The sequence below is a fragment of the Cereibacter sediminicola genome (assembly GCF_007668225.1).
Taxonomy (GTDB): domain Bacteria; phylum Pseudomonadota; class Alphaproteobacteria; order Rhodobacterales; family Rhodobacteraceae; genus Cereibacter_A; species Cereibacter_A azotoformans.
In genome coordinates, this window is the sequence record NZ_VDEK01000014.1 from 12,783 (window position 1) to 36,403 (window position 23,621).

21 protein-coding genes and 1 other annotated feature are annotated in these 23,621 nt (G+C 69.0%); of the genes, 10 read left to right on the forward strand and 11 right to left on the reverse strand.

Annotated elements, in window-relative coordinates; translation table 11 throughout:
• The first annotated feature begins 243 nt into the window (after positions 1-243).
• The 3 genes from FG154_RS11120 to FG154_RS11130 all read left to right on the forward strand — a co-directional run bounded on the left by FG154_RS11120 (position 244) and on the right by FG154_RS11130 (position 4,331).
• Positions 244-1,758: a lipopolysaccharide biosynthesis protein gene (locus FG154_RS11120; protein ID WP_145107644.1), complete on the forward strand. Its 1,515-nt coding sequence runs from the start codon at positions 244-246 to the stop codon at positions 1,756-1,758.
• A 12-nt stretch (positions 1,759-1,770) separates the two neighbouring features.
• A complete protein-coding gene (locus tag FG154_RS11125) occupies positions 1,771-2,730 on the forward strand; it encodes a phosphoribosyltransferase (RefSeq protein ID WP_145107646.1) in 960 nt (319 codons plus the stop codon).
• A gap of 134 nt (positions 2,731-2,864) precedes the next feature.
• Positions 2,865-2,922 (forward strand) — a sequence feature (sul1 is cis-regulatory element that is thought to sense ions involved in sulfur or methionine metabolism; They are found in Alphaproteobacteria).
• Positions 2,923-3,098: 176 nt separating this feature from the next.
• A complete protein-coding gene (locus tag FG154_RS11130; protein ID WP_246100225.1) occupies positions 3,099-4,331 on the forward strand; it encodes a glycosyltransferase family 4 protein in 1,233 nt (410 codons plus the stop codon).
• A 36-nt stretch (positions 4,332-4,367) separates the two neighbouring features.
• Here the strand turns inward: FG154_RS11130 and FG154_RS11135 are convergent, their stop codons facing one another.
• The 7 genes from FG154_RS11135 to FG154_RS11165 form a co-directional block, all read right to left on the reverse strand.
• On the reverse strand, positions 4,368-5,318 hold the full coding sequence (locus FG154_RS11135; protein WP_145107648.1) for a phosphoribosyltransferase: 951 nt from the start codon (positions 5,316-5,318) through the stop codon (positions 4,368-4,370).
• Between the two features lie 111 nt (positions 5,319-5,429).
• Positions 5,430-6,500, reverse strand: a complete 1,071-nt coding sequence (locus FG154_RS11140) for a sensor histidine kinase (protein WP_145107650.1) — start codon at positions 6,498-6,500, stop codon at positions 5,430-5,432.
• 105 nt (positions 6,501-6,605) lie between these two features.
• Positions 6,606-7,742, reverse strand: coding sequence for a dynamin family protein (locus FG154_RS11145; RefSeq protein ID WP_145107652.1), 1,137 nt, complete (start codon positions 7,740-7,742; stop codon positions 6,606-6,608).
• Positions 7,743-7,747: 5 nt separating this feature from the next.
• Positions 7,748-9,853: a dynamin family protein gene (locus FG154_RS11150; RefSeq protein WP_145107655.1), complete on the reverse strand. Its 2,106-nt coding sequence runs from the start codon at positions 9,851-9,853 to the stop codon at positions 7,748-7,750.
• Between the two features lie 17 nt (positions 9,854-9,870).
• Positions 9,871-11,481, reverse strand: coding sequence for a dynamin family protein (locus FG154_RS11155; protein ID WP_145107657.1), 1,611 nt, complete (start codon positions 11,479-11,481; stop codon positions 9,871-9,873).
• On the reverse strand, positions 11,478-13,472 hold the full coding sequence (locus tag FG154_RS11160; RefSeq protein WP_246100227.1) for a dynamin family protein: 1,995 nt from the start codon (positions 13,470-13,472) through the stop codon (positions 11,478-11,480). Before FG154_RS11160 ends, FG154_RS11155 begins: the two co-directional genes overlap by 4 nt.
• 497 nt (positions 13,473-13,969) lie before the next feature.
• Positions 13,970-14,560: an FMN-dependent NADH-azoreductase gene (locus FG154_RS11165; RefSeq protein WP_145107662.1), complete on the reverse strand. Its 591-nt coding sequence runs from the start codon at positions 14,558-14,560 to the stop codon at positions 13,970-13,972.
• Between the two features lie 202 nt (positions 14,561-14,762).
• Here FG154_RS11165 and FG154_RS11170 point away from each other — a divergent pair, with 202 nt between their 5' ends.
• From FG154_RS11170 to FG154_RS11185, 4 genes are all read left to right on the forward strand, one after another.
• Positions 14,763-15,398 carry a Crp/Fnr family transcriptional regulator gene (locus FG154_RS11170; RefSeq protein WP_145107664.1) on the forward strand — a complete coding sequence of 212 codons (636 nt, stop codon included), beginning with the start codon at positions 14,763-14,765 and terminating at the stop codon, positions 15,396-15,398.
• Between the two features lie 57 nt (positions 15,399-15,455).
• Positions 15,456-15,734 (forward strand): N(2)-fixation sustaining protein CowN, encoded by a 279-nt coding sequence (gene cowN, locus FG154_RS11175; protein ID WP_011910179.1) that lies wholly within the window; start codon positions 15,456-15,458, stop codon positions 15,732-15,734.
• Positions 15,735-16,106: 372 nt separating this feature from the next.
• A complete protein-coding gene (locus FG154_RS11180; RefSeq protein ID WP_145107667.1) occupies positions 16,107-16,934 on the forward strand; it encodes a helix-turn-helix transcriptional regulator in 828 nt (275 codons plus the stop codon).
• Positions 16,935-17,117: 183 nt separating this feature from the next.
• Positions 17,118-18,623, forward strand: coding sequence for a lipopolysaccharide biosynthesis protein (locus FG154_RS11185; protein WP_145107670.1), 1,506 nt, complete (start codon positions 17,118-17,120; stop codon positions 18,621-18,623).
• A 12-nt stretch (positions 18,624-18,635) separates the two neighbouring features.
• Here the strand turns inward: FG154_RS11185 and FG154_RS11190 are convergent, their stop codons facing one another.
• From FG154_RS11190 to FG154_RS11200, 3 genes are all read right to left on the reverse strand, one after another.
• Positions 18,636-19,109: a low molecular weight protein-tyrosine-phosphatase gene (locus FG154_RS11190; RefSeq protein ID WP_145107672.1), complete on the reverse strand. Its 474-nt coding sequence runs from the start codon at positions 19,107-19,109 to the stop codon at positions 18,636-18,638.
• 96 nt (positions 19,110-19,205) lie between these two features.
• Positions 19,206-19,883, reverse strand: a complete 678-nt coding sequence (locus FG154_RS11195; RefSeq protein WP_145107674.1) for a rhomboid family intramembrane serine protease — start codon at positions 19,881-19,883, stop codon at positions 19,206-19,208.
• A gap of 165 nt (positions 19,884-20,048) precedes the next feature.
• Positions 20,049-20,222, reverse strand: a complete 174-nt coding sequence (locus FG154_RS11200; RefSeq protein ID WP_145107677.1) for a YdcH family protein — start codon at positions 20,220-20,222, stop codon at positions 20,049-20,051.
• Positions 20,223-20,386: 164 nt separating this feature from the next.
• On the opposite strand from FG154_RS11200, the gene FG154_RS11205 reads away from it, so the two are divergent.
• Both FG154_RS11205 and FG154_RS11210 read left to right on the forward strand, forming a co-directional pair.
• Positions 20,387-21,085, forward strand: coding sequence for a DUF2306 domain-containing protein (locus FG154_RS11205; protein ID WP_186312336.1), 699 nt, complete (start codon positions 20,387-20,389; stop codon positions 21,083-21,085).
• A 152-nt stretch (positions 21,086-21,237) separates the two neighbouring features.
• Positions 21,238-21,675 carry an RrF2 family transcriptional regulator gene (locus FG154_RS11210; RefSeq protein WP_145107681.1) on the forward strand — a complete coding sequence of 146 codons (438 nt, stop codon included), beginning with the start codon at positions 21,238-21,240 and terminating at the stop codon, positions 21,673-21,675.
• Here FG154_RS11210 and rarD read toward each other — a convergent pair.
• On the reverse strand, positions 21,672-22,571 hold the full coding sequence (gene rarD, locus FG154_RS11215) for an EamA family transporter RarD (RefSeq protein WP_145107684.1): 900 nt from the start codon (positions 22,569-22,571) through the stop codon (positions 21,672-21,674). The two genes, FG154_RS11210 and rarD, sit on opposite strands and share 4 nt — an antisense overlap.
• 420 nt (positions 22,572-22,991) lie before the next feature.
• Here rarD and bfr point away from each other — a divergent pair, with 420 nt between their 5' ends.
• Positions 22,992-23,489 carry a bacterioferritin gene (bfr, locus tag FG154_RS11220; protein WP_011910170.1) on the forward strand — a complete coding sequence of 166 codons (498 nt, stop codon included), beginning with the start codon at positions 22,992-22,994 and terminating at the stop codon, positions 23,487-23,489.
• The last annotated feature ends 132 nt before the right edge of the window (positions 23,490-23,621 follow it).

Consider the following 23,621-nt stretch of genomic DNA (forward strand, 5'->3'; position numbering starts at 1 on the left):
CAGTTTGCAACCGCAGCGAGATCGTGCTTATGCAGCGAAAATTGCCTCATGATCGGGCAACTGCAGGAACCGGCACGACGCGGGTTGGCTGCGGTTGCAGACGTGGGAACCTTGCCCCTCCTCTGGGGCTTCATTGGAAAGCCGCGGACGGCAACCCGGTTCCCTCGCGGGGCCTGCCGCGGGACCGAGGGAGTGATTCTCGATGCGATCCAGTCTGACTGACTCCGCCGGACGGATGTCCCGGTGAGCGGGCAGTATCAGTTCGACCCCCCGCAGGGCTCGTTGCGCGCGTCGGTGGGGCGCGGTGCCGCGGCGATTGCCGCGTCGCAGGCCGTCATGGTCGCCACGCAGATGGGCTCTGTCATCATCCTGTCGCGGCTGCTCGCCCCCGAGGAGTTCGGCCTCGTTGCCATGTGTGCGCCCGTTCTGGCGCTGATCGGAATGCTGCAGGACTTCGGGCTGGTGCAGGCGACGGTGCAGAAGCCGAACCTGCGCCATGACGAGGTAAACTTCCTGTTCTGGGTCAACGTGGCGCTGTCCGTGGCGCTGGCGCTGCTGCTTCTGCTGATCTCGCCCCTTGTCGCGCTCTTCTACCAGGAGCCGCGGATCGGCCCGCTCATCGCCGCGATGGCGGTCATTGTGGCGGCCAACGGGCTTGGCGCCCAGCATTCGGCGCTTCTGAACCGTCGCATGGAATACGGGCGGATCGCGATCATCGGCGTCGTGGGCGCCGTGGCGGGGCTGGCCACCGCAACCGTGTGGGCCCTTGTGCAGCCGACCTACTGGGCCCTGTTCGGCGGCCAGCTCGCCGGCACGCTGCTGCCCGCGGGCCTCATGTGGATCGCCTCGCGCTGGCGCCCGGGGATGCCGCGGGGAGCTGAGGGCGGGCGGGCGCTGATCGGCTTTGGCGCGGGCATCACCGGCTTCAACTTCGCGAACTTCTTCGCGCGTAACCTCGACAATGTGCTGATTGGCCGGGTCTGGGGCGGTGCGCAGCTGGGGCTTTACGACCGGGCCTACAAGCTCTTGCTGATGCCGCTCAATCAGGTGGCCAATCCGCTCTCGAAGGTGATGATCCCGGCCCTGTCGCGGATGCTCGACGAGCCTGACCGCTACCGGAGCGCCTACCTCCGCGTGCTGACCCTGTCGCTGCTTCTGGTGCTGCCCGGCGTGGCCGCGGCCACGGCGCTGGCCGGGCTGCTGATCCCCTTCGCGCTTGGCGAGCAATGGGCCGGCAGCGCGCCGATCTTCATGGCCCTGGGCTTCGCCGGGCTTCTGCAGCCGCTGAACAATCCCGCGGGCTGGCTGTTCATCAGCCAGGGCCGCTCGACCGAGTTCATGTACTGGGGCTTTGCCACGGCGGCCTTCGCCGTCGTGGCCTTCGTGCTGGGCCTGCCTTACGGCGCGCTTGGAGTGGCTGTCGCCTATGCGATCAGCGAATATCTCAAGACCCCGGTGCTCTGGCTTTATATTGGCCGCCGCGGCGCGGTCCGGGCCGGCGACGTGGCCCGGACCTGCGCACCGCTGGTCGTGGCGGCCCACGGGGCGCTCGGGCTCGTCTGGCTGGCGCGGCCGTGGCTGTCGGAGGGCCGGGTGGAGGCGCTCCTTCAGGGGGCGGCCCTCGCCTATCTCGCCACCATCCTGTTGATTGCGCCGTTTCCGGCGGGCCGCGAGGTCCTGCGCGAAGCCTGGCTGCTGATCCGTGGCGGCCTGACACGGCTCCGCGGCCTGACCATCCGCCGGGCTACATCCGGCTGACGAGGACTGACCATGAACTATCGCTCCATCACCGATCTCGCCGACATGCTGCAGCACAATCTGCACCGGCTTCCCCGCGATACGGATCTTGTCGTGGGCCTGCCCGAAGGTGGAATGCTGGCGGCCAACATCCTGTGCCTGCTTGCCAATGTGCCGATGGCCGATCTCGAGAGCTTTCTGGCGGGGCGCAGTTTCTCGGTGGGGCGCACCAAGCTGGATCCGGCAACGGGCGCCCCGGCACCGCAGCGGGTGGTGGCGATCGCCGTCACGGAGGAGGGCGTCGCCCATGCCCGCGCGCGCCTTGAGGCGGCGGGTCTCGACGTGACGCTGGTCGTCGCCTATGGCTCTGCGCCCGACCTGCCGGGGGCCGGTCTGGTGCTCGAGGCCCTGCCCGAGCCGCGCATCTTCCAGTGGAGCTTCATGCAGCATCCGGTGCTGGAACAGGCCTGCGTGGACATCGACGGTGTGCTCTGCCTCGATCCGACGCAGGCCGAGAACGACGACGGCGCGGCCTATCTGCAGTTTCTTGCAAGCGCCCGGCCGCTTTACCGGCCGACGCGGCGGATCGGAACGCTGGTCACCAGCCGCCTCGAGAAATACCGGAGCGGAACCGAGGAGTGGCTGGCCGCGCGCGGCATCTCCTACGGGCGGCTCGTCATGCTCGACCTGCCGAGCCAGGCCGAGCGCATCCGGCTGGGCGCCCACGGCAGCTTCAAGGCCGAGGTCTATCGGCAGAGCGATGCCCCGCTCTTCATCGAGAGCGAGAACCGCCAGGCCCGGCGGATCGCGGAACTGTCGGGCAAGCCTGTCCTCTGCCTTGAAAGCCACCGGCTGCTGACCGCCGGGATGCTGTCGGCCGAGCAGACCGCTGCGCACCCCGACCAACCGGCGCTTCGGATGGCCAAGGCCATCGCACGGGGGCTGCTCGGTCCCTCCCGGGTCGCCTCGCTGAAGCGCAGGTTCGCGCGTTGAGCAAAAAGTTGCCGCCCCTGCAGCGAAACGCCATGGAACCTCATCCGTCCTGTGCGGCTTCATTGCATCTTTGTGAGAATACGCATCCCAACGTTGGACTGCGCGGAAAAGTAACCTAGAGTTGATTCAGTCATCAGGAGTTCGGGTGCAAATCCCGGATGGCGAGCCCGGCCGCTGACCTGCCGGGGTAACGATGGCGGCGCCGGAGGCTGGTTCCTTCTACCGGACCTTCGGATCGGACGCACAGGAAGCTACGGGAAAACAGGACGTTGTCACAAAACTTTCGTCAAACGGCCAAAGGCCGTGCCGGCGGAGCATCGCCCGCGGCCGGCCCCAACGATCGCGATGGAACCGCGTCGCCTGCCCTGATGCGCGTTCTTCGGCAAACCGGCATCTATCCCCAGTTGCAGGACGGGTTCCCCGCCAGCTTCTCACGCCGGCAAAATCTGCGCGCCGCCGCGGCCGAGCGGCCGCTGCGCATTCTCTTCACGCTTGGCGATCCCTACCTGCCCCAACGCAGCGGCGGCGCCCAGTCCAGCACCGACCAGCTTGCCAAGGCGCTGCAGGCCGAGGGGCATGAGGTGGCGGTGCTGGCTGGCCTCGAGGGGGGCGGCTGGACCGAGCTGCGCTCGCGCGTGCAGCGGCGCCTTCTGCGGCGCGACTATGCCGAGGACCGGATGGGGGGCTACCGCGTCTTCCGCACCTGGAACCCGGTCGATGCCTCGGAAGTGGTGCGGCTGTTCCAGCCCGACGTCGCGGTCGTCCAGAACGACAACACCCGGCGAACCGTTCCTCTGGCCCGCTCGTTCGAGGCGGCAGGCGTGCCCGTGGTCTTCTACTTCCGCAACGTCGAGCTTCACGACCTCGGGGGCAACCCCGCCAGCCTGCAGCACGCGCGCTTCATCGCCAACTCGGAGTTCACCGCCCGGACCTACGCCAAGGCCTTCGGCATCCGCGCGACGGTGATCCCGCCGCTGGTCGAGCCGGACCTCTACCGCACCGAAACGACGCGCGAGAACGTGACCTTCATCAACCCGGTTCCGGTGAAGGGGCTCGAGACGGCGCTGCAGGTGGCCGAGCTTTGCCCCGACATTCCCTTCGTCTTCGTCGAGAGCTGGCCGATCAGCCCCGAGCTGCGGCAGGACATCGAGACCCGGATGGCAGCCCTGCCCAACGTCACGATGCGCGGACGGACCAACGACATGAAGTCGGTCTATGGCAAGGCGAAGATCCTGCTCGCGCCGAGCATGTGGCAGGAGGCCTGGGGCCGCGTGGCCACCGAGGCGCAGTTCTGCGGCATTCCGGTGATCGGCTCGAACCAGGGCGGGCTTCCCGAAGCCATCGGATCGGGAGGGATGGTGCTTCCCGTCGATGCGCCGGCCGAGCGGTGGGCGGCCGAGGTGCGCAAGCTCTGGGACGATCCGGAGGCCTATCGGGCGCTGGCCGACGCGGCCTCTGCCCATGCCGGCAGGCCCGAGATCTCGGGGGCGCACCAGCTGCGCACGCTCTTGTCCGTGCTGCGGGGTGCGGCCGAGGATGTCGCCCTGCGCGCCGGTGCGGCCGCGGCGCGCGCCATGGCGGTCGCCCTGCCCCTGGTGTGAACCGCTGGACCGGGCGGCGGGATAAGCCCGCCGCCCTCAGGCCACCCGCAACCTGTCGCTGAGCGCAGAGAAGCGTTCGGGCCCCAGCATCGCCCATGCCGCCTGCCGCACGAGATGGCGCGCCGCCGTGCGGCTGCGCACACGCGGGATCTGCGCGGCGACATGCGCGAGGGCCGGTTGAAGCAGGCGCTGCTCGGGCAGACACAGCACCGGGCGGCCCGAGAGCCGCATGATCTGCTCGGCCTGCCGCGGCTCACTCTCGATGAAGAGCAGCGCGTCGCTCTCGCGGTAGACGCTGGCCTTGAAGCTGCCGTGCGCGCCGAGCCGCATCCGCTCTTCGCGGCTGGGCAGATCCAGCATTTCCAGCCGGTCGAAGGTGATGCCCTGCGCTGCCAGCCAGGCCTCGGTCTGCGGGCGGTATTTCTCGAGCCGGCTTGTCACCAGCATCCCGATCCGCTGCCTTGTCCGGCACAGCGGGCGGGCGTTCAGCAGGAAGTCGAGGTAGGCGGGCCCGTCGTCGTTCTCGGCCTCGGTCGGATCATGGCAGAGGATGCCGTCGATATCGACGCAGCAGCGGGCGAGGAACTTGTGATGCATCGCGTTCCACTGGAACATCCGCGGCTGCGGCACCGTCTCGAAGATCAGGTCGGCCTCCGCATGGCGGGGACGAAGCCCATAGACGGCCGCATAGAGAACGCCCTCGCCCCGCCCGGCGGCCGATACGCGATCGCGGGCCTCCTGCATGGCGATGCCCGAGCTGAGGCTGTCCTCGAGCACGAGGATCCGCCGCTCGGCTCCGGCGGCGGGTGTGCGTCCCTCGAGGAAGTCGTCGAGCGCCACCACCGGCAGGCCGAGGGCCGCTCCCAGCATCTGGGCGGCGAGAAGCCCGCTCCGCGGCACGCCCACCACGAGGTCGAGATCCCGCGGCAGCCGGTGCAGGTTCCGCAGGATGGTGCGGTTCATGTCGGCGATCGAGCGGTAGTTCATGCGGCGTCTCCAGATCGGGGCAACAGGCCAGAGATGGCCCCGCTGCGGTGGCTGTCCAGTCCTGCAAGACGGACGTGCGCCGATTTCGGCGCAGGTGCCTTTCGGCTTCTGTCAGGCGGCGGTCAGAGGTTCGGCCTGGGCCGCCCCCGGCATACGGACGGGAAAGGACAGCTCGCACCGGCTGCCGCCTCCCGGTCGTGCGCCGACGACAAGCTGCCCGCCGATCTGTTCGGCGAACTGGCGCGCGATGGAAAGCCCGAGGCTGGTGGTCGCGCGGATCGAGAAGCCCTCTGGCAGCCCCGCCCCATCGTCCTCGATGACGAGAAGCGCGCCGCCATGCGTCACGGCCAGACGGATCAGGATCGTGCCCGACGCGCCGCCGGCAAAGCCGTGTTCGCAGGCGTTCATCAGCAGCTCGCTCGTGACAAGGCCCAGCGGCATGGCCTGATCGGGCTCGGAACGGAAGGGTTCCAGCTCGAACCGGCAGGAGATGCGCGTGCCGGCGTCCATCGCCTCGATCGTGTCGGCCGCGAGCCCGCGGATGTAGTCGCCGATATCGACGGACTGGCGGGCGGGATCATGCAGCCGCCGCTGAAGGCGCGCCACCACCTCGAGGCGCGCCCGCGCATCGGCCAACGCCGCCCGGGCCCTGGGATCGACCAGCCGCCGCTCCTGCAGGCGCAGGAGGGCGCCCAGCGTCGAGATGTTGTTGGAGACCCGGTGCTGAAGCTCGTGGAACATGAGCGAGCGCGCATGGGCCAGGGCCGAACTGCGGGCCTCGGCCTTTGCCGTGCGGTGCAGCGCCTCGGTCATCAGATGGATGAGCAGGATGTCAGTGACGGCGATGAAGACGAAGAAGAGCAGCGCCAGGAGCGCCGACGGCGAAAGCGCGAGGCTGCCCGTTGGCAGGATGAACCAGTACCAGGAGATGAGGCCCGTGACTACGGCCACCCCTGCACCCGCGGCGGCGCCGGCAAAGAAGGCCGTCAGGATGATCGCGGGGAAGAAGGTCACGAAGGGGAAGCCCGTCGGCAGCACGTCGTGCACCGCAAACCGCAGCGCGGTCGAGATGCCGATGGCGCACAGGGCGAACCAGACCTGATAGGTCAGGCTGCGCCGGGTGGCCCACCGCAACACGAATCGGTTCAGCCGATCCGGGAGTTTCGTCGTCAGAAGTCCCAAGATCCGACCCTTCGCTCGATCCGGCGAAGCTACAGGATGCGGGCGGCAATGCAACGGGGGCTCCACGGGTTTCTCCCGCGCCACGGTCACATGGCAGCGAGCCGCTCAATCGTGCGAGAGCCAGTTCGCCGCGATCCGGCGCAGGGCCGTCTGGGCGAGGGCCATGTTCGTCCTGTCCTGCCGCAGCAGCAGGAACGCAAGTCCTGCAGGCGCAGGCCGGACGACCAGCAGCAGATGCGGCCCGAGGCGCAGCAGCGTCTCCTCGACCGCCGCGCCGGCCGCCGCCTCGAGCGTGGCCTGCCCGCCGATGAAGCCGCGGATCGCCGGCGCAAGCTGCGCGGCGCGGTGCCTCTCGGGGCCGAAGGCAAGACAGCCGCCATCGTGCCCCGTCAGCCCACCGCACACCAGCCCGGCGAGCGACGAGGCCACCTGCTCGATCTCCTGCCGCCGCCGCGCGGGGACGGCGCGGGTCGCCCGATGGGCGTCGGGCGGCGGATCGGCGGGATCCGAGGGCGCCTCAAGCGCCATGCGCTGACGGCGCTCGACCACCAGATCGGCGAGGATCTGCCCGCCCGAGATCTCCCACGCATGATCGTCGGCGGCCGCGGCACGGATCGTCTCGCGTGCGGCCTGGACGAAAGCCACCGCCGCGAAATGGGAGCCCGCCTCGCGCTGGACCCGCTCTTCGATGCGATCCCAGTCGGAGGCGCAGCGCAGCTTGTCGGCGCGCGAGAGCACGATCACCGCGCGCTCCCGCATGGGCGGCAGCTGCGACAGGATCGCCTTCTCGGACAGACGCCAGGCCTGCGAGGCGATCGAGACCCAGAGCAGAAGATCCGCCCCCGCCATCAGGGCCCGTGCCTCGTCGCCCACCTGTCCGTCGCACGGGAACGGCAGTTCGACCAGTTCCACGCCCTCGAGATGGGGTGCGTTCACCAGCACCTCGCAGAGACCGGCGCCGCCGAAATCGGTCGTCTCGTCCAGCACCGCCGCCTGCTCGGTTCCTCCGCTGCCATGATGAAGGAGGACCGCCCCCGCCCCCTCCCGCGCATGGCGGACAAGGAAGGCGGGACGCGACGCCTGCCGAGACAGCATCGGCAGCACGGGCTGCCGCAGGATCGCGTTGATGACGCTGGATTTGCCCGACCGGAACTCGCCCGCCACCACCACGCGCAGTCTCGGTCGGGCACCGGAGCGAGCGGGCGCGGGAACGAGGTCAGGCAGGGGCTGGCCCAGGAACATCCTGTTCAGGCCGCGGCCGCGAGGTGCGACCGGGACAGGCGGCTGTCGCTGATGGCAAGGAGTTGCAGCCGACGCTCGAGCACCTCCAACCGGCTTTGCAGACGGTGGGACATCTGCGCCCCGCGTGACGGATCCGCGGCGAGCTGCGCCAACACCGACGAGTCGCTGCGCAGCCTCTGGGCCCGCTCGGCGATGGCCTTGTCCACCGTCGACAGGATGATCTGGATCCGCTCCTTGCCGGCCATGACCCGCTCGGCCTGCGCCTCGGTCGCGGCCTTCAGGATCTTGTGCGACCAGGGCAGCAGCTCCGCCAGCGTGATCCGGCGCAGCGCCTCGAAGGTCTTCGGCACGTCGATGCCGGGACGACGCCAGAAGGCCCAGCCGCGGGCCGCGACCGCATCGACCGTAAGGGCCCTGCGCGAGAGCGTGAGGGCGGTGGTGAACTCGTCATGCGGCAGGCCGCGCAGCGTCACGCCCTCGGCGATGCCCTCGAACCGCTCGCCCGCAAGGCCGGCCGCGCTGACGAGGCAGTCGTTCAGCGCCCTGTCCAACGCGGCGCGGGTGCGGCGGAACGTGTCGGTGACATCCCGGTCGAGGTGCAGGCCGAGCGCCGCAAGATCCACCGTCACCGGCCCCCGCTCTCCGCCCGAGGCGCGGTTGGCCAGCGCCGCCCGCTGCTCTTCGACAAAGGCGCGGATCGTCGTCTCGAGCGCCTGCTGCATCAAGGCCGCCGATTGGGCAAGGATGCGGTCGGTCGCGGCGGTCATGGCTTCGAACCGCTCGTCGAGGCGCCGGCGGAGGTCCAAAAGCTGCGCCATCTCGGCCCGGATCTCCATCAGGAAGCGCGCCGCGCCCGGACCGCTCACGGATTCGACCTGCCGGGCCACCGAGTCCCGCTCGCGTTTGCAGAGCGCGATCAGCGCGCCGACCTCGGAACGCAGTTCCTCGTGGATCGAGGCAAGCTGCCGATAGCCCGCGCCGAGGTCGATCAGACTGCCCAGCGTCTGCTTCACCTCGCCCACGCCCGAGGCGAGCATCAGCCGCTCGGACTGTCCCTGTGGCACCTCGCCGTAGCGGTCGAGCAGGAAGCGGCGAAGCCCCGCATCATCCACCCCGGCCCGGAGCGCGCGGGCCTCGGCATCCTCGCGCTGCGCAAGCTCTGCCAGCCAGGCGCTGCCGGCATGGATCGAGAAGGCGGCCTCGGGGATCGCCGCCCGAAGCCGCGCCGCGACATCCGCCACCAGCCCATCGAGTTCCTCGTCCAGATCCTCAAGCTCGTCGACGCGGTTGATGAAGACAATCACATTCTTCGCCCGCTCGGCCGAGAGCATCCGCATCAGCGCGATGTCCGCCTCGGTCAGCGGCTGGTGCGCCGAGAGGACGATGATGAAGATATCCGACCGATCCAGGCTGCGGCAGGTGAACTCGTCCCGCACGAGGAACGGATCGTTCACGCCCGGGGTGTCGGTCAGCACCACCGGCACGGCGAAACCCGGCAGGCGCAGATAGACCTCGGCCTCGCGCGTGATCGAGGCATAGCGGCCGAGCGCCTGGTTCCCCAGCCCCTCGTCGGCGCCGGGGCCCGCGCAGACGTAGCTTTGCAGCAGTTCCGGCGACAGGAAGTCGTAGGTGTGGGAGGTGCCCAGCAGCGTCGCATAGGCCCGGCCCAGCCTGGCCTGCGCGCGGGCCTTCATCTCCTGCGCCTGCCGCAGCAGGATGCCGCTGTCGAAACCGGGCAGCATCTCCTCGGCCATGCGCCGCACGCGCGGATCGCCGTTCACGATCTCATCCCAGGACGGCTCGTCGAAGAAGCGGAACGAGGCCCCTTGCGGAGGATCGCCGGGCAGGTTGATGCGGAGGTTGGTGACGACGGAGGTCCAGGGGTTCACGTCCGAGGGCAGAAGCCCGATCTCGCCCAAGAAGGCGTTGAGGAACGAGGACTTGCCCGCCTTCACCTGCCCGATGACGGCCACGCGCGCGGTCCATCCGTCCAGCCGCGCTAGGAGGCGGGCGAAGGGCTCGCGTGAGTCGCGCCCCGCCGCCTCCCCGATCTCCGAGACGATGCGCCGGAGGCTCGCGATCTCGGTCTTCTGCAGCGCGCCGATGTCCATGCTGCCCTCCCGGGGGATCACGCCGATCCGCGGCGGCGGCTGGCGGCCGGCGCGGACTGCAGACAGGCGCGGGCCCAGGTGAGGTCAAGTTCGGCGATCAGCTCGTCAACGCCCCCGAGGATCGAGTCGGTGTCGTCGGGGTCGAGCGTGGGCAGGATCTGCTCCCAAAGCATCCGGGCCGGGCCGAACATCATCGCCGGCAGTGTCGCGCGCTGCGGCCGGCGGACAGGCGCCGGATCGTCCTGCCGGTCGTCGGGGGCGACCGCGGGTTCGGAGAAGGGTTCCTCCGACCCCGCCGGCGGGGTATCGCTTGCCAGCGGGGAAGGCCGGGGTTCCGCGTCAGCGGACGGCGCCACCGGCGGCTCGCTGACGGATGAAGACATACCGGTGGCAGGCGATGCGGGAACCGACTCCTGCGCCTCGGCGCATGTGGCTGGCGTCGCCTCGGTCGGCAGATGAGTGGCGATGAGGGCGGAAAGATCCGCGTCCGGCGCCGGTGCGGCGGGCTCATCCGGCAGGGGCGGTTCCGCCGCCTCGAGCCGGTCGCGCAGGAAGGTCAGGACAACGCCGTCCGCTTCCGCGACCTGCGGCTCTGCCGCCCGGGCGGAGGCAGCCGCAATCACGGCGCCGGCGTCGTCCGGGTTTGCCTCGGCCGTCCCGGTCCGGGCTTCCGGGGCCACGCCGCGGGGCTCTGACACCTCTTCAAGGCCCCGCGTGTCTGCCACCTCGGCGTGTGAATCGACCGGCAGGGCGCCATCGGCATCCGCGTAAGCCGAAGGACGAAGCGCCTCGGGGGCGGCATCGGGGGCGCGGGCTACCAGGAGAAGCGGCTCGCTCGCGACAGGCCGCGTCCGAATCCGGCGTGGCATGATCCGCGGCGCGGCAAGGCCGTCCTCGGCCTGTGCCAGCGGAACCGGACGGGCGCGGCGGGGCAGTGCCGCGGATGCCTCGACCAGCGCGGCGCGAAGCTCTTCGACATCCGTCTCGGACAGGAACGAGGCCATGCGCACGGACGCAAACAGCCCCTCTGCCTCGCGCAGGACGCGGCGCATGACCTTGTCGCGGTCATCGGGATCGGCCAGCTTGTCCGCCTGGGAAAGGAGCAGCAGACCCGGCCCCGTCACCGCCTCGGGCAGCGAGAGCCACGCGGACCGTTCGCTCTGGCGCCAGGCCTGAACGGCCGGCGAGCACCAGACGATCATGTCGGCCTCGGCCACCATCCTCTCCCAGCTTGCGGCGGGGATGTTCGGGTCCGAGTTGCCGGGCGTGTCGATCAGGTCGAACCGTTCCAGCAGCGGGTGCGGATGGCAGATCCGGCAATGGTGGATCCGATCGAGATCCACGGCCTGCACATGCGCCACCAGTTCGGGCACCGAGGCAAAGGCCTGCACCTGCCCGTCAAGCCGCACGCATTCGGGTGCGCCGTCGCCATGCCGTATCCATACGGGCGGCAACGCGGTCGAGGTGACGGATGAGGGCAGGATCTCGTGGCCCAGCAGGGCGTTCACGAGGCGCGTCTTGCCCGAGCTGAACTCGCCCGCAATCATGATGCGCGGCCGACCCTCGGCGGCGCAGGTCACCTCCGCCGCCTTTCCGACGATCTGGGACAGTTCCAAGGGCAAGTTCATGCCGCTCCCCTTCTTGTCGCATCCTCAAGCGCGCCCGCCACCTCGGCCAGCGCCTCCTCCGGCCCGCCGGCCGGCCGTTCCATCGCCTCGAGAACGGCCGCCACGAACTCGGTCTGCTTGCGGCAGAAGACGCGCGCGGTCTCGGCGACCTCCTGGCAGAAACCGGCAAAGTCCTCCTGGCCCACCGCCTCCGTCAGGGGCAGCGTCTCGGCCATGATCAGGGCGCGGTAGCGGCTGGCCCGATCCTCGGGCGATCCCCGCCGCTGGAAGAAGCGCCGCCACCAAACCTCCTGCATGTCGAGCGAGATGGTCTGGGCAATGATCCCCGGCGCCTGCGGCACGGGCCCCTGCGGCAGGTGAAAGGCCACGCTTCCCTCCGGCACCCCGAGATCGCCGCAGAGCAGCCGCGCGAAGCCTTCGGCCGCCTCGCCCGTGCAGTCGCCAAGCGCATCCCGGACCGTCTTGGCGGCAGCCAGGTAGGACGAGCGGATCATCATGCGCAACGTGGTGGGATCGCAGCGCCAGCCCTCGGTCTCGCCATAGGCGGAGATGTGCGAGGCCAGCGCGCCGACGGCCCCGTCCACGAACTGCTCGTGCGCGCGGCCAAGCCGCTCGGCGAGCGCCGCCTGCGCCTCGGCGATCCGCGCCTTGAGCCGCTCGTCGCACAGGCGGCCGATCTCCGCCGCGCGCGCCTCGATCGCGGGGCGATCGACCGCCGCCGGGGGCATTGCGCCGCTGCGCGCGACGATGTCCACCGTCTCGACTTCCGAGATCACGTTGCCCGTCTCGGCCTGGATGTCGGCCAGCATGGCCTGCCCCGGCCCCTCGACGACCCGGCGGGAAATCTCGGCATGAAGCTCGGGCACGCCCGAAGCCTCGAAGGCAAGCGCCCGGAGATCGCGCGCTTCGCACCGTCCCGCCGTCCAGGCGAGCAGGGCGCGCCGACTCGGTTCGGAGAGCGCGTCGCACCGATCCTCGAGCGCGCGAACCGCCCAGAGGGCGCTGCCGAAGAGGATGGTCATTCCGGCCCCGATCCGGGCCCGCTCGAGCGTGTGGCGGATCGCGGCCTCGATCTCGCGGCACTGCGCCACCGGATCGGCCAGTTCGTCGATGCGGTTGACGAAGATCAGCACCTCGCGCGCCTCGACATTGCCGATGATGCGCAGCAAGGCCATGTCCATCGTCGAGAGCGCCTGGTGCGCCGACAGGACGATCACGCAGACGCGGCTTTCGCTGATCGCGTTCAGCGTGATCTGCTCGCGCATCATGAAGGTGTCGTTCACGCCGGGCGTATCGCGGATGCAGAGGTTCTGCGGATAGCCCGGCAGATCGACAAAAAGATCCGCCGTCCTGGTGATGTCGGCGTAGAAGCCCTGCGCGCGGCCCTGCGAGTCGCCCGTGTCGCCGTAGCAGATGTAGCGGTCGATCACGTCGCTCGAGAGGTCGGGGAAGGCGTGGCTGCTGCCGAGCAACCTCTCGAAATCCGGGCCGAGGCGGGCCTCGGTCGTGCTGCGCATCGCCATCACCTGCGCCCGGATCTGCTCGGCCTCGGACGCAAAGCCGGCCCGCCGCGCCATCTCGCCGAGGCGCCCGCCCGTGGTGACCAGCCGGTCCCATTCCAGCGCGTCGAAGAAGCGGAAGAGCGCCCGGGTCTCGAGAGGGCGGCGGGGCGAGTTCAGGTGGACGTTGGTGATGACCGAGGTCCAGGGATTGACGTCCGAGGGAAGCAGGCCCGGCCGGCCGATCAGCGCATTCAGAAGCGTGCTCTTGCCGGCCTTGACCTGACCCAGCACGCTGACCGACGGCTCGAAGGCGTCGATCCGTTCGATGATGCGGTCAAGCTGCGCCCGAAGCGCCGGCGCCGCGTCGCCGGTCAGTTCCAGCAAGGCATCGCGGATGCGGTTCAGGCCGACCCAATAGCTCTCGAGTTCGTCGAACGCCGGCCGCCCCCCGGGCGGGACAACATCATCCCTGTCTGCAAAATCGCGCACATCCAATCTCCGCATTCGGGTGTCACGTCGCCGGCCCGCACCCCAGGGCCGGCCCGCAGGCTTGCTGCTCCGCAGTCCGCATGCATCCTCAGTCATGGGGGGGGAATGTGATGCAATTTGTCCGCAACCCCGGCAATTTGGAGACTGGCGGAGAGGTCATGGCCGTCGGGACCCGCGGCGCAACTGCATCGTGGGACACGGATTCCCTCTGCCGCTGCCGGGCGCCGCCACAATGGCGCCGCAGTTTCGCCGGCTTTCGGCCGCGAGATCACCTGGGTGAGACGGCCGCGCGGGATTCGGGCCATGGCGGGATATGGCTTCCCGCCCAGCACCTTCCGAGGCAGACCTCCGCTCCGCAGAGGGCAGGGCGCGCCCCGGTCCTGCTGCGGCCCGGCCGGGCGATCATGCGCAAGAAGGCGGCGCCGGTCTGGCACCGCCCGTATCAGGAAACGACCGCAACTGTCCGCAAGGTTGGAAGAAACCGAAGAACCCGAGGCTCAGGCAGCCAGGGCCTCGACAGCGGCTTCGGCGCGGGCAAGGGATTCCTCTGCCCCGAACACCATGCGGTCGGCGGCGACGAACTCGACATCGGTGATGCCGAAGAAGCCCAGGATCTGACGCAGCCAGCCCGAGGCATGATCAAGCTCGGACCCGAGCGGCGTGCCGTCCGAGGTGAAGGCCACGATGGCGCGCTTGCCGGTCAGAAGACCGACGGGCCCGGTCTCGGTATAGACAAAGCTCTCGCCGCGCCGGGCGATGTGGTCCACCCAGCTCTTGAGCTGCGCGGGCGGGGCGAAGTTGTACACCGGCAGCGCGATCACCAGGATGTCGGCCGCCTTGACTTCGGCCAGGATCGCATCCGCCTCGCGGGCCGTCTCGGCCTGCTCGGCCGTCCGCTCTTCGAGCGCGGTGAAGACCGAGCCGAGCCAGGCGCCGTCGATCTGCCGGATCCCCTGCGCAAGGTCGCGCGAGACGACCGTGGCGGAAGGATGGGCCGCCAGAAGCCGCTCGACGATGCGGCTGGTCAGGCGGCGCGACACGGCGGCCTCGCCCTTGATGGAACTGTCGATGCGCAGGATGTTGGTCATGGCGATACCTCTCTGGGGGTGTGGTCCTGCAAATGGCTGATTGCGCGGGGGCAGACAACTTGCGCAGATGCGCGGGACCTGTGCAGGGAAGAACAGGCCCGGGGCTCGCCGCGCGGCCCGGAGATCCGGCTGCGGAACCCGTGCGGCAGAAGGTCCTGATCGGCGGTGCTGCGCCGCGGCGACGGGCGCGCTAGGATCGGGCATGGTTCCGCCGCCTCCCCACGCCCGTCCCCATTCGGAATGGCTTGCGCATCTGCCGCGCGGCCATCGCCGGCGCTACCGGCCCGGTGAGATCATCGCGCGCCCAGAGCAGCCCACGAACCGCGTCTTCCTGCTCGACAGCGGGCTGGCGCGGATCTGCCTGAATGCGGCATCGAAGGAGCTGGTTCTGGGCTACCTCCGGCTCGGCGGCTTCTATGTGACCCACACCCGCGCCTGGGTCGAGGCGCTCGAGCCCTGCGAGGTGGTGAGCTGGCCGGTCGGGGACATGCTGGAGCTTGTCACCCGCGAGCCCGAGCTGGGACTTGCCGCCTTCCGCGAGGTTGGTCGGATCCTCCACGGCGCGCTGAGCCTGATCGAGGATCTGGCCTTTCGCCCGGTCGAGTCGCGCCTTGCCCGGTTCCTCCTCTCGGAGCGTCAGACCCAGGGCACCGACCGCGTCCGGCTGATCGAGACAACCGAGGCCCTCGCCAGCGCGCTCGGGACCACGCGGCCGACGCTCTCCACCCTGCTCAACCGGCTGGTGCGCGAAGGCGTCATCGCGCGCCCCGACCGGCGACACATCCAGCTGCTTCGCCCTGCCCGGCTCGAGGAGATGAGCGAACTGTCATCCGGCTGACAGATCCTGCAGGACCTTTCCGCTAGCCTGCCTGCACCGTCCGAACCGGGAGCCGCCATGAACGACCACACCCCCGATCGCTATGTCACCTTCCTGGGCATCGACTGCGATGCCAAGGCGGACCGCATGATGGAGATGCTCAGCGCGCGGCTGGCATCGACCGACTCGCCATGGGTGCGCTACTTCGAACAGAAGCTGGCCGAAAAGGCGCGCATGGCGACGGACAACCTTCATTTTGTCGGCAGCCAGATCAACTCTCTCTACAGCTTCTTCGAGGAGGCCGAAGACGAGGAGGGACTCGACCTGCTCTGGCACCTCGAGCACAACTGCTGCTGAAATCATCGCCCTGAGCACCCCGCTGCGCGCCGGATCGGTTGCTAAGCTGTCAGGGCGGGAATCCTTCACGTCTCCTGCGTCGCCGCGGGCTCGTGCGGCGCACCTCGGCCGGTCCTCTCCGGCCGCCCGGACATCCTCTGGGGCGTCCCGCTCGACCGCAGGATGCCCATAGGGTGAGAATCCGCAACCCCCGCGTGCAGAACCACTTTTTTTGGACAGGGTTGCGTGGGGATTGGTTGACTCTCCCATGGCAGTCATGAAACCTGCCGTTTAGGTGGGGCAAGAGGCTATTCGGATTAACCAACATAGCCTTTGGTATGGATTTCCGGTCGGCGACATTTCGCGCCGATGTGTTCCTGGAGGATTATTTTCATGACGAAGTTTTCCAATTTCAGCACGACGGCCGATCGTCGGCCGACCCCGGTTCATGTCGCTGTCGTGGATGCGATGAGCGAGTTCTGCGAGGCGCTTCAGGGGCGGCACACGCTGGGCGAGGCGCTCGCCCATCTCGTGCGCAGCGTCGGGGCCGAGTGCGGCATGGTGGTGCGCTCGAGGCTGGACGGCAAGCCGCAACGGGTGGCGATCCATGACGAACGGCGCGGCGAGCCGGTCCGGCCGCTGGTGGCCTCATACGCCGCGGACCACTTCGGCGCGGCGCTCGAGAATGCGCGCCCGGGCAGCCTCTGGCTGGGGTCCTCGGTGACGGGCGACGGAACGCTGGCCGATTGGCAGGGCGCGCGCCGGATGCGGGAATTTGCGGTGCTCATCCTGGCCTCCAGCCCCTCGGCCCGCGATCATGTCGAACTGCATTTCCGGCAGGAGCCTCTTCCGTCGCTGAGCGCGGCGATCGAGGCGATGCTGCCGACGCTCGTGCGGGCCTGGGCCAAGCGCCAGGCGGGCCTCGTGAGCCGGGCCATCGCCGGTCACCGCACCCGCGCCGACGTCACCTCCGGCAAGCCCATCCTGGGCGAGGCCAACCCGGCCCAGCTCAGCCGGGCCGAGTTCCGGGTGTGCCTGCTGCTCAGCCGCGGGCTTCCGGTGGAGGGCGTCGCGGCCGAGCTGGGTCTTGCCCGCTCCACCGTGCGCTCTCACCTGCGGAGCATCCACTGCAAGACCGGCACGTCCTCGCTGGCCGAACTGGTGTTCCGGCTGCTCGAGACGGGCGATCCCGAGCCGGCGGGCGGCTTCCGCCGCCTGTAACGGCGCGGCGGGCGGGTTGCAGGATTTCCGGGCAGGACGCCTGCCCGAGAGACCGCGGCGCGCGCAGAAAAGGCCGGGGGCGAGCGGCGGAACTTCCGGCCCTGCCTTCGGCGTTGACAGGGCTTGCCGCAGCAGCGCAGGAACGGTCTGCTGTTCCGGCTTCCTCTGACGGAGACATCCGACGTGACTTCCGAAACCAGCGTCTTCGATCCGCCGGAAGGCGTGCTTCGCGCCACGGCAAGCCGGGGCGCCGTGGCGACCATTGCCTCGCAGGGGGCGCTGATGCTGACCCAGATCGGCTCGGTCGTGATCCTCTCGCGGCTGCTCTCGCCCGAGGATTTCGGCCTTGTTGCGATGTGCACGCCGGTCATCGCGCTGCTGATGATGCTTCAGGATTTCGGCCTGCTGGCCGCGACGGTGCAGAAGCAGGGGCTGAAGACCGAGGAGGTGAACTTCCTCTTCTGGATCAATGTCGCGCTGAGTGTCTCGCTCACGCTGATCCTGCTGGTGACCTCGCCGCTGGTGGCGATGTTCTATCAGGAGCCGCGGGTGGGGCCGCTGATCGCCGCGCTCTCGGTCACGATCGCGCTGAACGGGCTGGGGGCGCAGCATGCGGCGCTGCTGATCCGGCGGATGCAATATGTGCGCCTGGGCTTCATCCAGGTCGCCGGGGCCGTGCTGTCGCTGGCGACCGCCGCGGTCTGGGCCTGGATCGACCCCAGCCCGTGGGCGCTCTTCGGCGGGGCGCTTGTGGGAACGCTCGTGCCGACGATCGGCATGTGGCTCGGCTCGCGCTGGCGGCCGGGGCTGCCGCGGCGCATCGAGGGGTGGCGGCCGCTTCTGAACTTCGGCGCGGGCGTCACCGGGTTCAATTTCGCCAACTTCTTCTCGATGAACGTGGACAAGGTGGTCATCGGCCGGGCCTTCGGCGGCGAGTCGCTGGGCTACTACGACCGGGCCTTCAAGCTGGTGCTGATGCCCTCGAACTCGATCTTCAACCCGCTTGCGCGGGTGATGGTCCCTGCCCTGTCCCGCCTTCAGGACGAGCCTGACCGCTATCGCAGCGCCTATCTCCGGGTCGCGGGGCTGCTGCTCTTCCTTCTGCTGCCGATGATGGCCTGCGCGGCCGCCTTTGCCGACATCGTGATCCCGCTGGCCTTCGGCCAGAACTGGGACGGCAGCGTGGCGATCTTCACCGCGCTCGGGATCGCCGGCCTGGTGCAGCCGCTGAACAACATCGCGGGCTGGCTGTTCCTCAGTCAGGGCCGGTCGAGGGACTTCTTCCACTCGGGCCTGATCCACGCCCTCTTCGTCGGCACGGCGGTGGTGGCGGGCCTGCCGTTCGGGCTGGTCGGCGTCGTCGTTGCCGTGGCGATTGCCGAATATCTGAAGGTGCCGGCGATCTGGGCCCTGACCTGCCGCAGCGGCCCGATCAGCCACCGCGACATGATCCGCAGCGTGGGACCGCTGGTTCTGTCGGTGCATGTCGTCATGGGGCTGCTGTGGCTCGCCAAGCCCCACCTCCCCGGTCTGGGCCTTGCGGCGCTGCTGCAGGGGGGCCTTTTGTCCTATGCGCTGACGGCCCTTATGATCTCGGCCACATCGGCGGGACGCGAGACGCTGCGCGAGGGTTGGCGGCTTGCGGCCGAGAAGACGCCCCTGCGGCGCCGGATGGTGGCCGGGACGTGATCGCCGCCCGCGTCAGGCCTGGCGGAAGAACCCGGCAAGCAGCCCGTTCGCCCCGGCCGTGACATCGGCCCATGTGGCGAGGAAGCCTTCCGGCCCGCCGTAGTAGGGATCGGCCACCGGCTGACCCGCCCGCCCCGGAACGTGATCGAGCAGAAGCGACAGCCGGGCCCGTGCGCCTGGCGGCCGCAGCCGGCGCAGTTCCGCGAGATTGTCGAGATCCAGCGCCACGAGATGGTCGAACTCGGCAAAGTCGTTCCGATGGACCTTCCGGGCGCTGTAATGGGCGATGTCGATGCCGTTCGCCCGCGCGACCTGCTGCGCCCGAGGATCGGGGGCCTCGCCTGCATGCCAGCCGCCGATTCCCGCACTGTCCACCTGAAGGCTTGCCCCACGCTCTTCGGCGGCTGCCCGAAGCGCGGCCTCGGCAAGCGGAGAGCGGCAGATGTTGCCGAGGCAGATGAAGAGAACGCTGGGAAGCTGCGTCATGATACCTCCGATGGAATGGCCATCCTAGGTGGATCATGAAGCTTGATCAAGAGCTTGCGGGTTAACGCAAGGTCAGGGCGGCGGGCCGTGCGCGCCTCAGGCTTGCGGGCGGAGGTGCGGCAGACGGCAGAAGGTGAAGGCCGCCACCCAGCCCATCACGTAGCCGCCGAGATGCGCCTCCCAGGCGAGCCCGCCCTGCAGGAAGACAAAGAGCGCAACGTTGGCCAGGATCAGGCCCACGACCGTCCCGAGCACCGGCCGCAGCGACAGGCCGCGGGCGCGGCGACGCTGGAACTCCCACGCGTTCCAGAGCCCGAAGAAGCCGAAGGCCGCGCCCGAGGCGCCGATCATCGGCCCGTGGGTCACCGAGATCAGGCCGAAGGCCGCCCCTCCCGCAATGGCCGACAGGGCAAAGAGCAGGAACAGGCGCACGCGCCCCACACGTTCGCCGATGACCTTTCCCAGCGAGAGCAGGATCACGCCGTTCATCACCAGATGAAGCAGGTTCGCATGAAGGAAGGCGTGCGTCAGGAACATGGCCTCGCGCTGGAAAGGGTAGAGTTCCCCCGCCCCCGGCGCAAGCAGGGGCGGCCAGAAGGCGCCCAGCAGGATGGCGATGCTCCGCAGGCGAGGCTCGCCGATCCAGCCCGATTCAGCGGCGGTCAGCAGCAGCTCGATTGCGGCCAGAAGCCCCACGAGCGCCCAGACGAAGCCGGGGGCACCGGACGAGGAGGACGAGGACGGGCCGGTGCGGTGGTTCTGCGACTGCGACATGGAGATCACATAGGCCCCTCGACCCGCGCCGCCAAGGGCCCGCGGCGCGCGATGCGCGCGCGGCGGCCAACCGGGCAGCCTCCCCTGGGCGACGCAGGGGATCGAACGAAGAAAGACCCCGGACAGCCATCGCCATCCGGGGCCCGCATGCAGCGTCGGCGAGCCTTACTCCGCCGTGGCCTGAAGCCGTGCAATCTCGTCCTTGAGGTGCAGCTTCTCTTTCTTCATCGCCTGGATTTCCAGATCATCGACGCCATGATCGCGCCCAGCCGCGGTGATCGCCTCGTCCAGCTCGTCATGCCGGCGCTGAAGCGTGGAAATGTGGGTCTCGACGGTCATCTGGCTCCTCCTTGCAACGGGCCTTTCTTCTGACGTGGAGATTATCCGGCCACCCACAAGAGGCGCCAGCGGTTTCTTTTGACACCCCTGCGCCGCCGGCCCTCTCGGGCCCTCGCCAAAGGCCGAACCGCCCCTAGATCCCCGGCAAGGTCCCGGAGGTTCAGGTGCGATTTCTTCTGTCCAGTCTTGGCGTTCTGTCCGTGGGGCTTCTGGTCCTCGGGGTCTGGTGGTTCGTGCAACATTCGGTCGGCCGCGGCCTGAGCCTTCCGACCCCGGCCGAGCAGGCCGGATCGCGCCTGTTCCACCCCGAGGCGATGGCGGCGACCGCGGCGATCTACGGCCACATGATCCTGGGGGGCCTGCTCACCCTGCTTGCGCCGCTGCAGTTGCTGGGGCCGGTGCGGCGAGCGGTGCCGCGGGTGCACCGGATGCTCGGTCGCCTCGTGGCGGGGCTGGCGCTCGCCACGGGGGCAGGCGGGCTCGCCTACATCCTCTCGCAAGGCACGGTGGGCGGCCCGTGGATGAGCGTCGGCTTCGGCCTTTACGGCGTCCTGCTCATGATTGCGGCGGTGCGCACGGTGCAATTGGCCCGGCGCCGCGATCCCGCGCACCGCGCCTGGGCGGGGCGGCTGGTGATCCTGGCGCTCGGCTCCTGGATCTACCGGATGCACTACGGGCTCTGGCACGCCTTTACCGGCGGCGTCGCCACGAGCGACGATTTCAGCGGCACCTTCGACCGGATCCAGGTCTTTGCCTTCTACCTGCCCTACCTCGCGCTCTTCGAGATGGTCCGCCTGCTCTGGACCTCGCGTCACCGGTCGATGCGGCTGGCCGAGGGACGGGCGGCGCCGGGACGGGCCTGAGGGCGGCACCGGGCTAGCGAACCGCGCCAGCCAGCCGTCCGCACCTGCGGCACATCCGCCCGAAGCCGAACTCATTCAGCTTTTTGATTGCAGTCAACGACAAATCCGGATTCCTTGCGCAAAAGGGCATTCTGTTTTGCCCGGAGTGCACGATGCGATTGACCAAGTTCAGCGACTATGCCCTGCGGGTCCTGCTCTATGCGGCCAGCATCGAGGACGGCCGGCTGGTGACGATCGGCGAGACCGCCTCCGTCTACGGGATCTCGCAGGGGCACCTGAAGAAGGTGGTGATGAGCCTCATCCATGCGGGCTTCCTGCAAGGCACCCGCGGCCGCACGGGCGGCTTCCGCCTCGCACGCCCCGCCAACGAGATCCGCCTCGGCGAGGTGCTGCGCGCCACCGAGACCGACTTTGCGCTGGTCGAATGCTTCCAGCAGGGCAACGCCTGCTGCATCAGCCGGCCGTGCCGGCTGCCGCCGATCTTCGCGAAGGCGGTCAAGTCCTTCATGGACACGCTCGATCAGTTCACCATCGCCGACGTGATGATGGCGCCCGAGCAGTTCGGCCTCGAGGAGGCCGAGCGGGCCTAGCGCCGGCTGGCCCGCACCAGCGCAACGGTGAAGATCACGAGCGCGACCCAGATCATCGGGAAGGCGATGGCCTCGGCCCGGCCGAAGGCCTCGCCGAAGACGAAGACCGCGGTCAGGAAGATCAGCGTCGGCGCCACATATTGCAGGAAGCCGATGGTCGAGAGCTTCAGCAGCTTGGCGCCGTTGGCGTAGAGCATGAGGGGAGTGGCCGTCACGAGCCCCGTTCCGAAGAGAAGCGCCTGATCGGAAAGGCTGCCGTGCAGGAAGTGCCCCTCGCCGCGGCTCTCGACCCACCCCACCACGACCAGCGCGGGCGCAAGCAGGATCAGCACCTCGAGCAGGAACCCCTGGTTCGGGCCGAGAGGCAGCGACTTCTTGAGGTAGGCGTATCCGCCCCACGTCAGGGTGAGGCTGATGGCGACAAACGGAAGCCGCCCGGCCTCGACCGTCAGGACCACCACCGCCGCCACCGCAAGCGCGATGGCCGCCAGTTGCAGCCGCCCGAGGCGCTCTCCCAGCAGGACGGCGCCGAGGAACACGCTGAAGAGCGGGTTGATGTAGTAGCCAAGGGCGGTATCCAGTGCGTGCCCCGCCCCGATCGCCCAGACATAGATCCCCCAGTTGACGGAGATGAGCGCCGCGGTGGCCGCCGCCATCAGCAGGAGTTTGGGCGACCGCAACGCGGCCTGCAACTCGGACAGCCGACCCAGCGCCGCCAGCACAAACAGCGCCACCGGCACCGACCAGATCACCCGATGCGCCACCACCTCATAGGCCGGCACATGCGCCAGCGCCTTCATGTAGATCGGCATGAAGCCCCAGAGCAGGTAGGCGGACAGGGCAAAGGCCATGCCGCGCGGGCTGTCCTCGTTGCGGGAAAGGGTCAGGTCGCTCATCGGCTCATCCTTGGGAATTCATCCGCCATACAGGAGCCTGCGAGGCGGCGCCAATCCGTTATCGTGACCTCATCCATCGCGTTTGCTGATGAGAGGAGGCCGTCCCATCCCCGACGCGGCGCGCCATCTCGTCGCAGAGGCTTGACAGTCATGCCGCCACCCGTGGGCTTCGCAGCCGGTGAAATGGGCACGTCGGCGGTGCGGCGCCCGACCGATAGGCCCACCAATGCCGAGGAAAAAGATCAACCTTCTGATTTCCCGCGCATTATTGCCTTCCCGCTCGGTCAGGCCCATCATGACCCGAGGCGGCGGCGACTCGTTGGCGTCGTCTGACGGATGGCGAAAGCGGGTGCCGCTGCTGCCAGCCTGCCGACGGGCGGCACGGGGCCGATGGCCTCGAGGGATCAGGAAAGGACGGACATGAAGGGCGACGACAAGGTCATAGACTATCTCAACCGGGCGCTGCGGTCGGAACTGACGGCGGTCAGCCAGTACTGGCTGCACTACCGTCTCCAGGAGGACTGGGGCTTTGGCGCCATCGCCGACAAGTCGCGCGAGGAGAGCATCGAAGAGATGCATCACGCCGACCGGCTGATCGCGCGGATCATCTTCCTCGAAGGCCACCCGAACCTGCAGGCGCTGGATCCGCTGCGCATCGGCCAGAACCTGCGCGAGACGATGGAGGCCGACCTCGCTGCGGAACATGACGCCCGGACCCTCTACATCGAGGCGCGCGACCATTGCGACAGCGTGGGAGACTATGTCTCGAAGGTGCTGTTCGAGGAGCTGATCGCCGACGAGGAAGGTCACATCGACTTCCTCGAGACGCAGCTCGGGCTGATGGACACGATCGGCGTGCAGAACTACGGCATGCTCAACGCCAAGCCTGCCGACAAGGCGGAAGGCGACGCGCACTGATGTCCTGCGGGCAACCGCGACCTTCGCGGTTGCCCGCACTCCGGCAAGGCCGTTTTATCGCCCTTCGCTCCGAACCCTTGGCGGAAAGCGGGCTTCTTGCGCAGCGACGAGCCGAATTTTTCGCAAAAACGG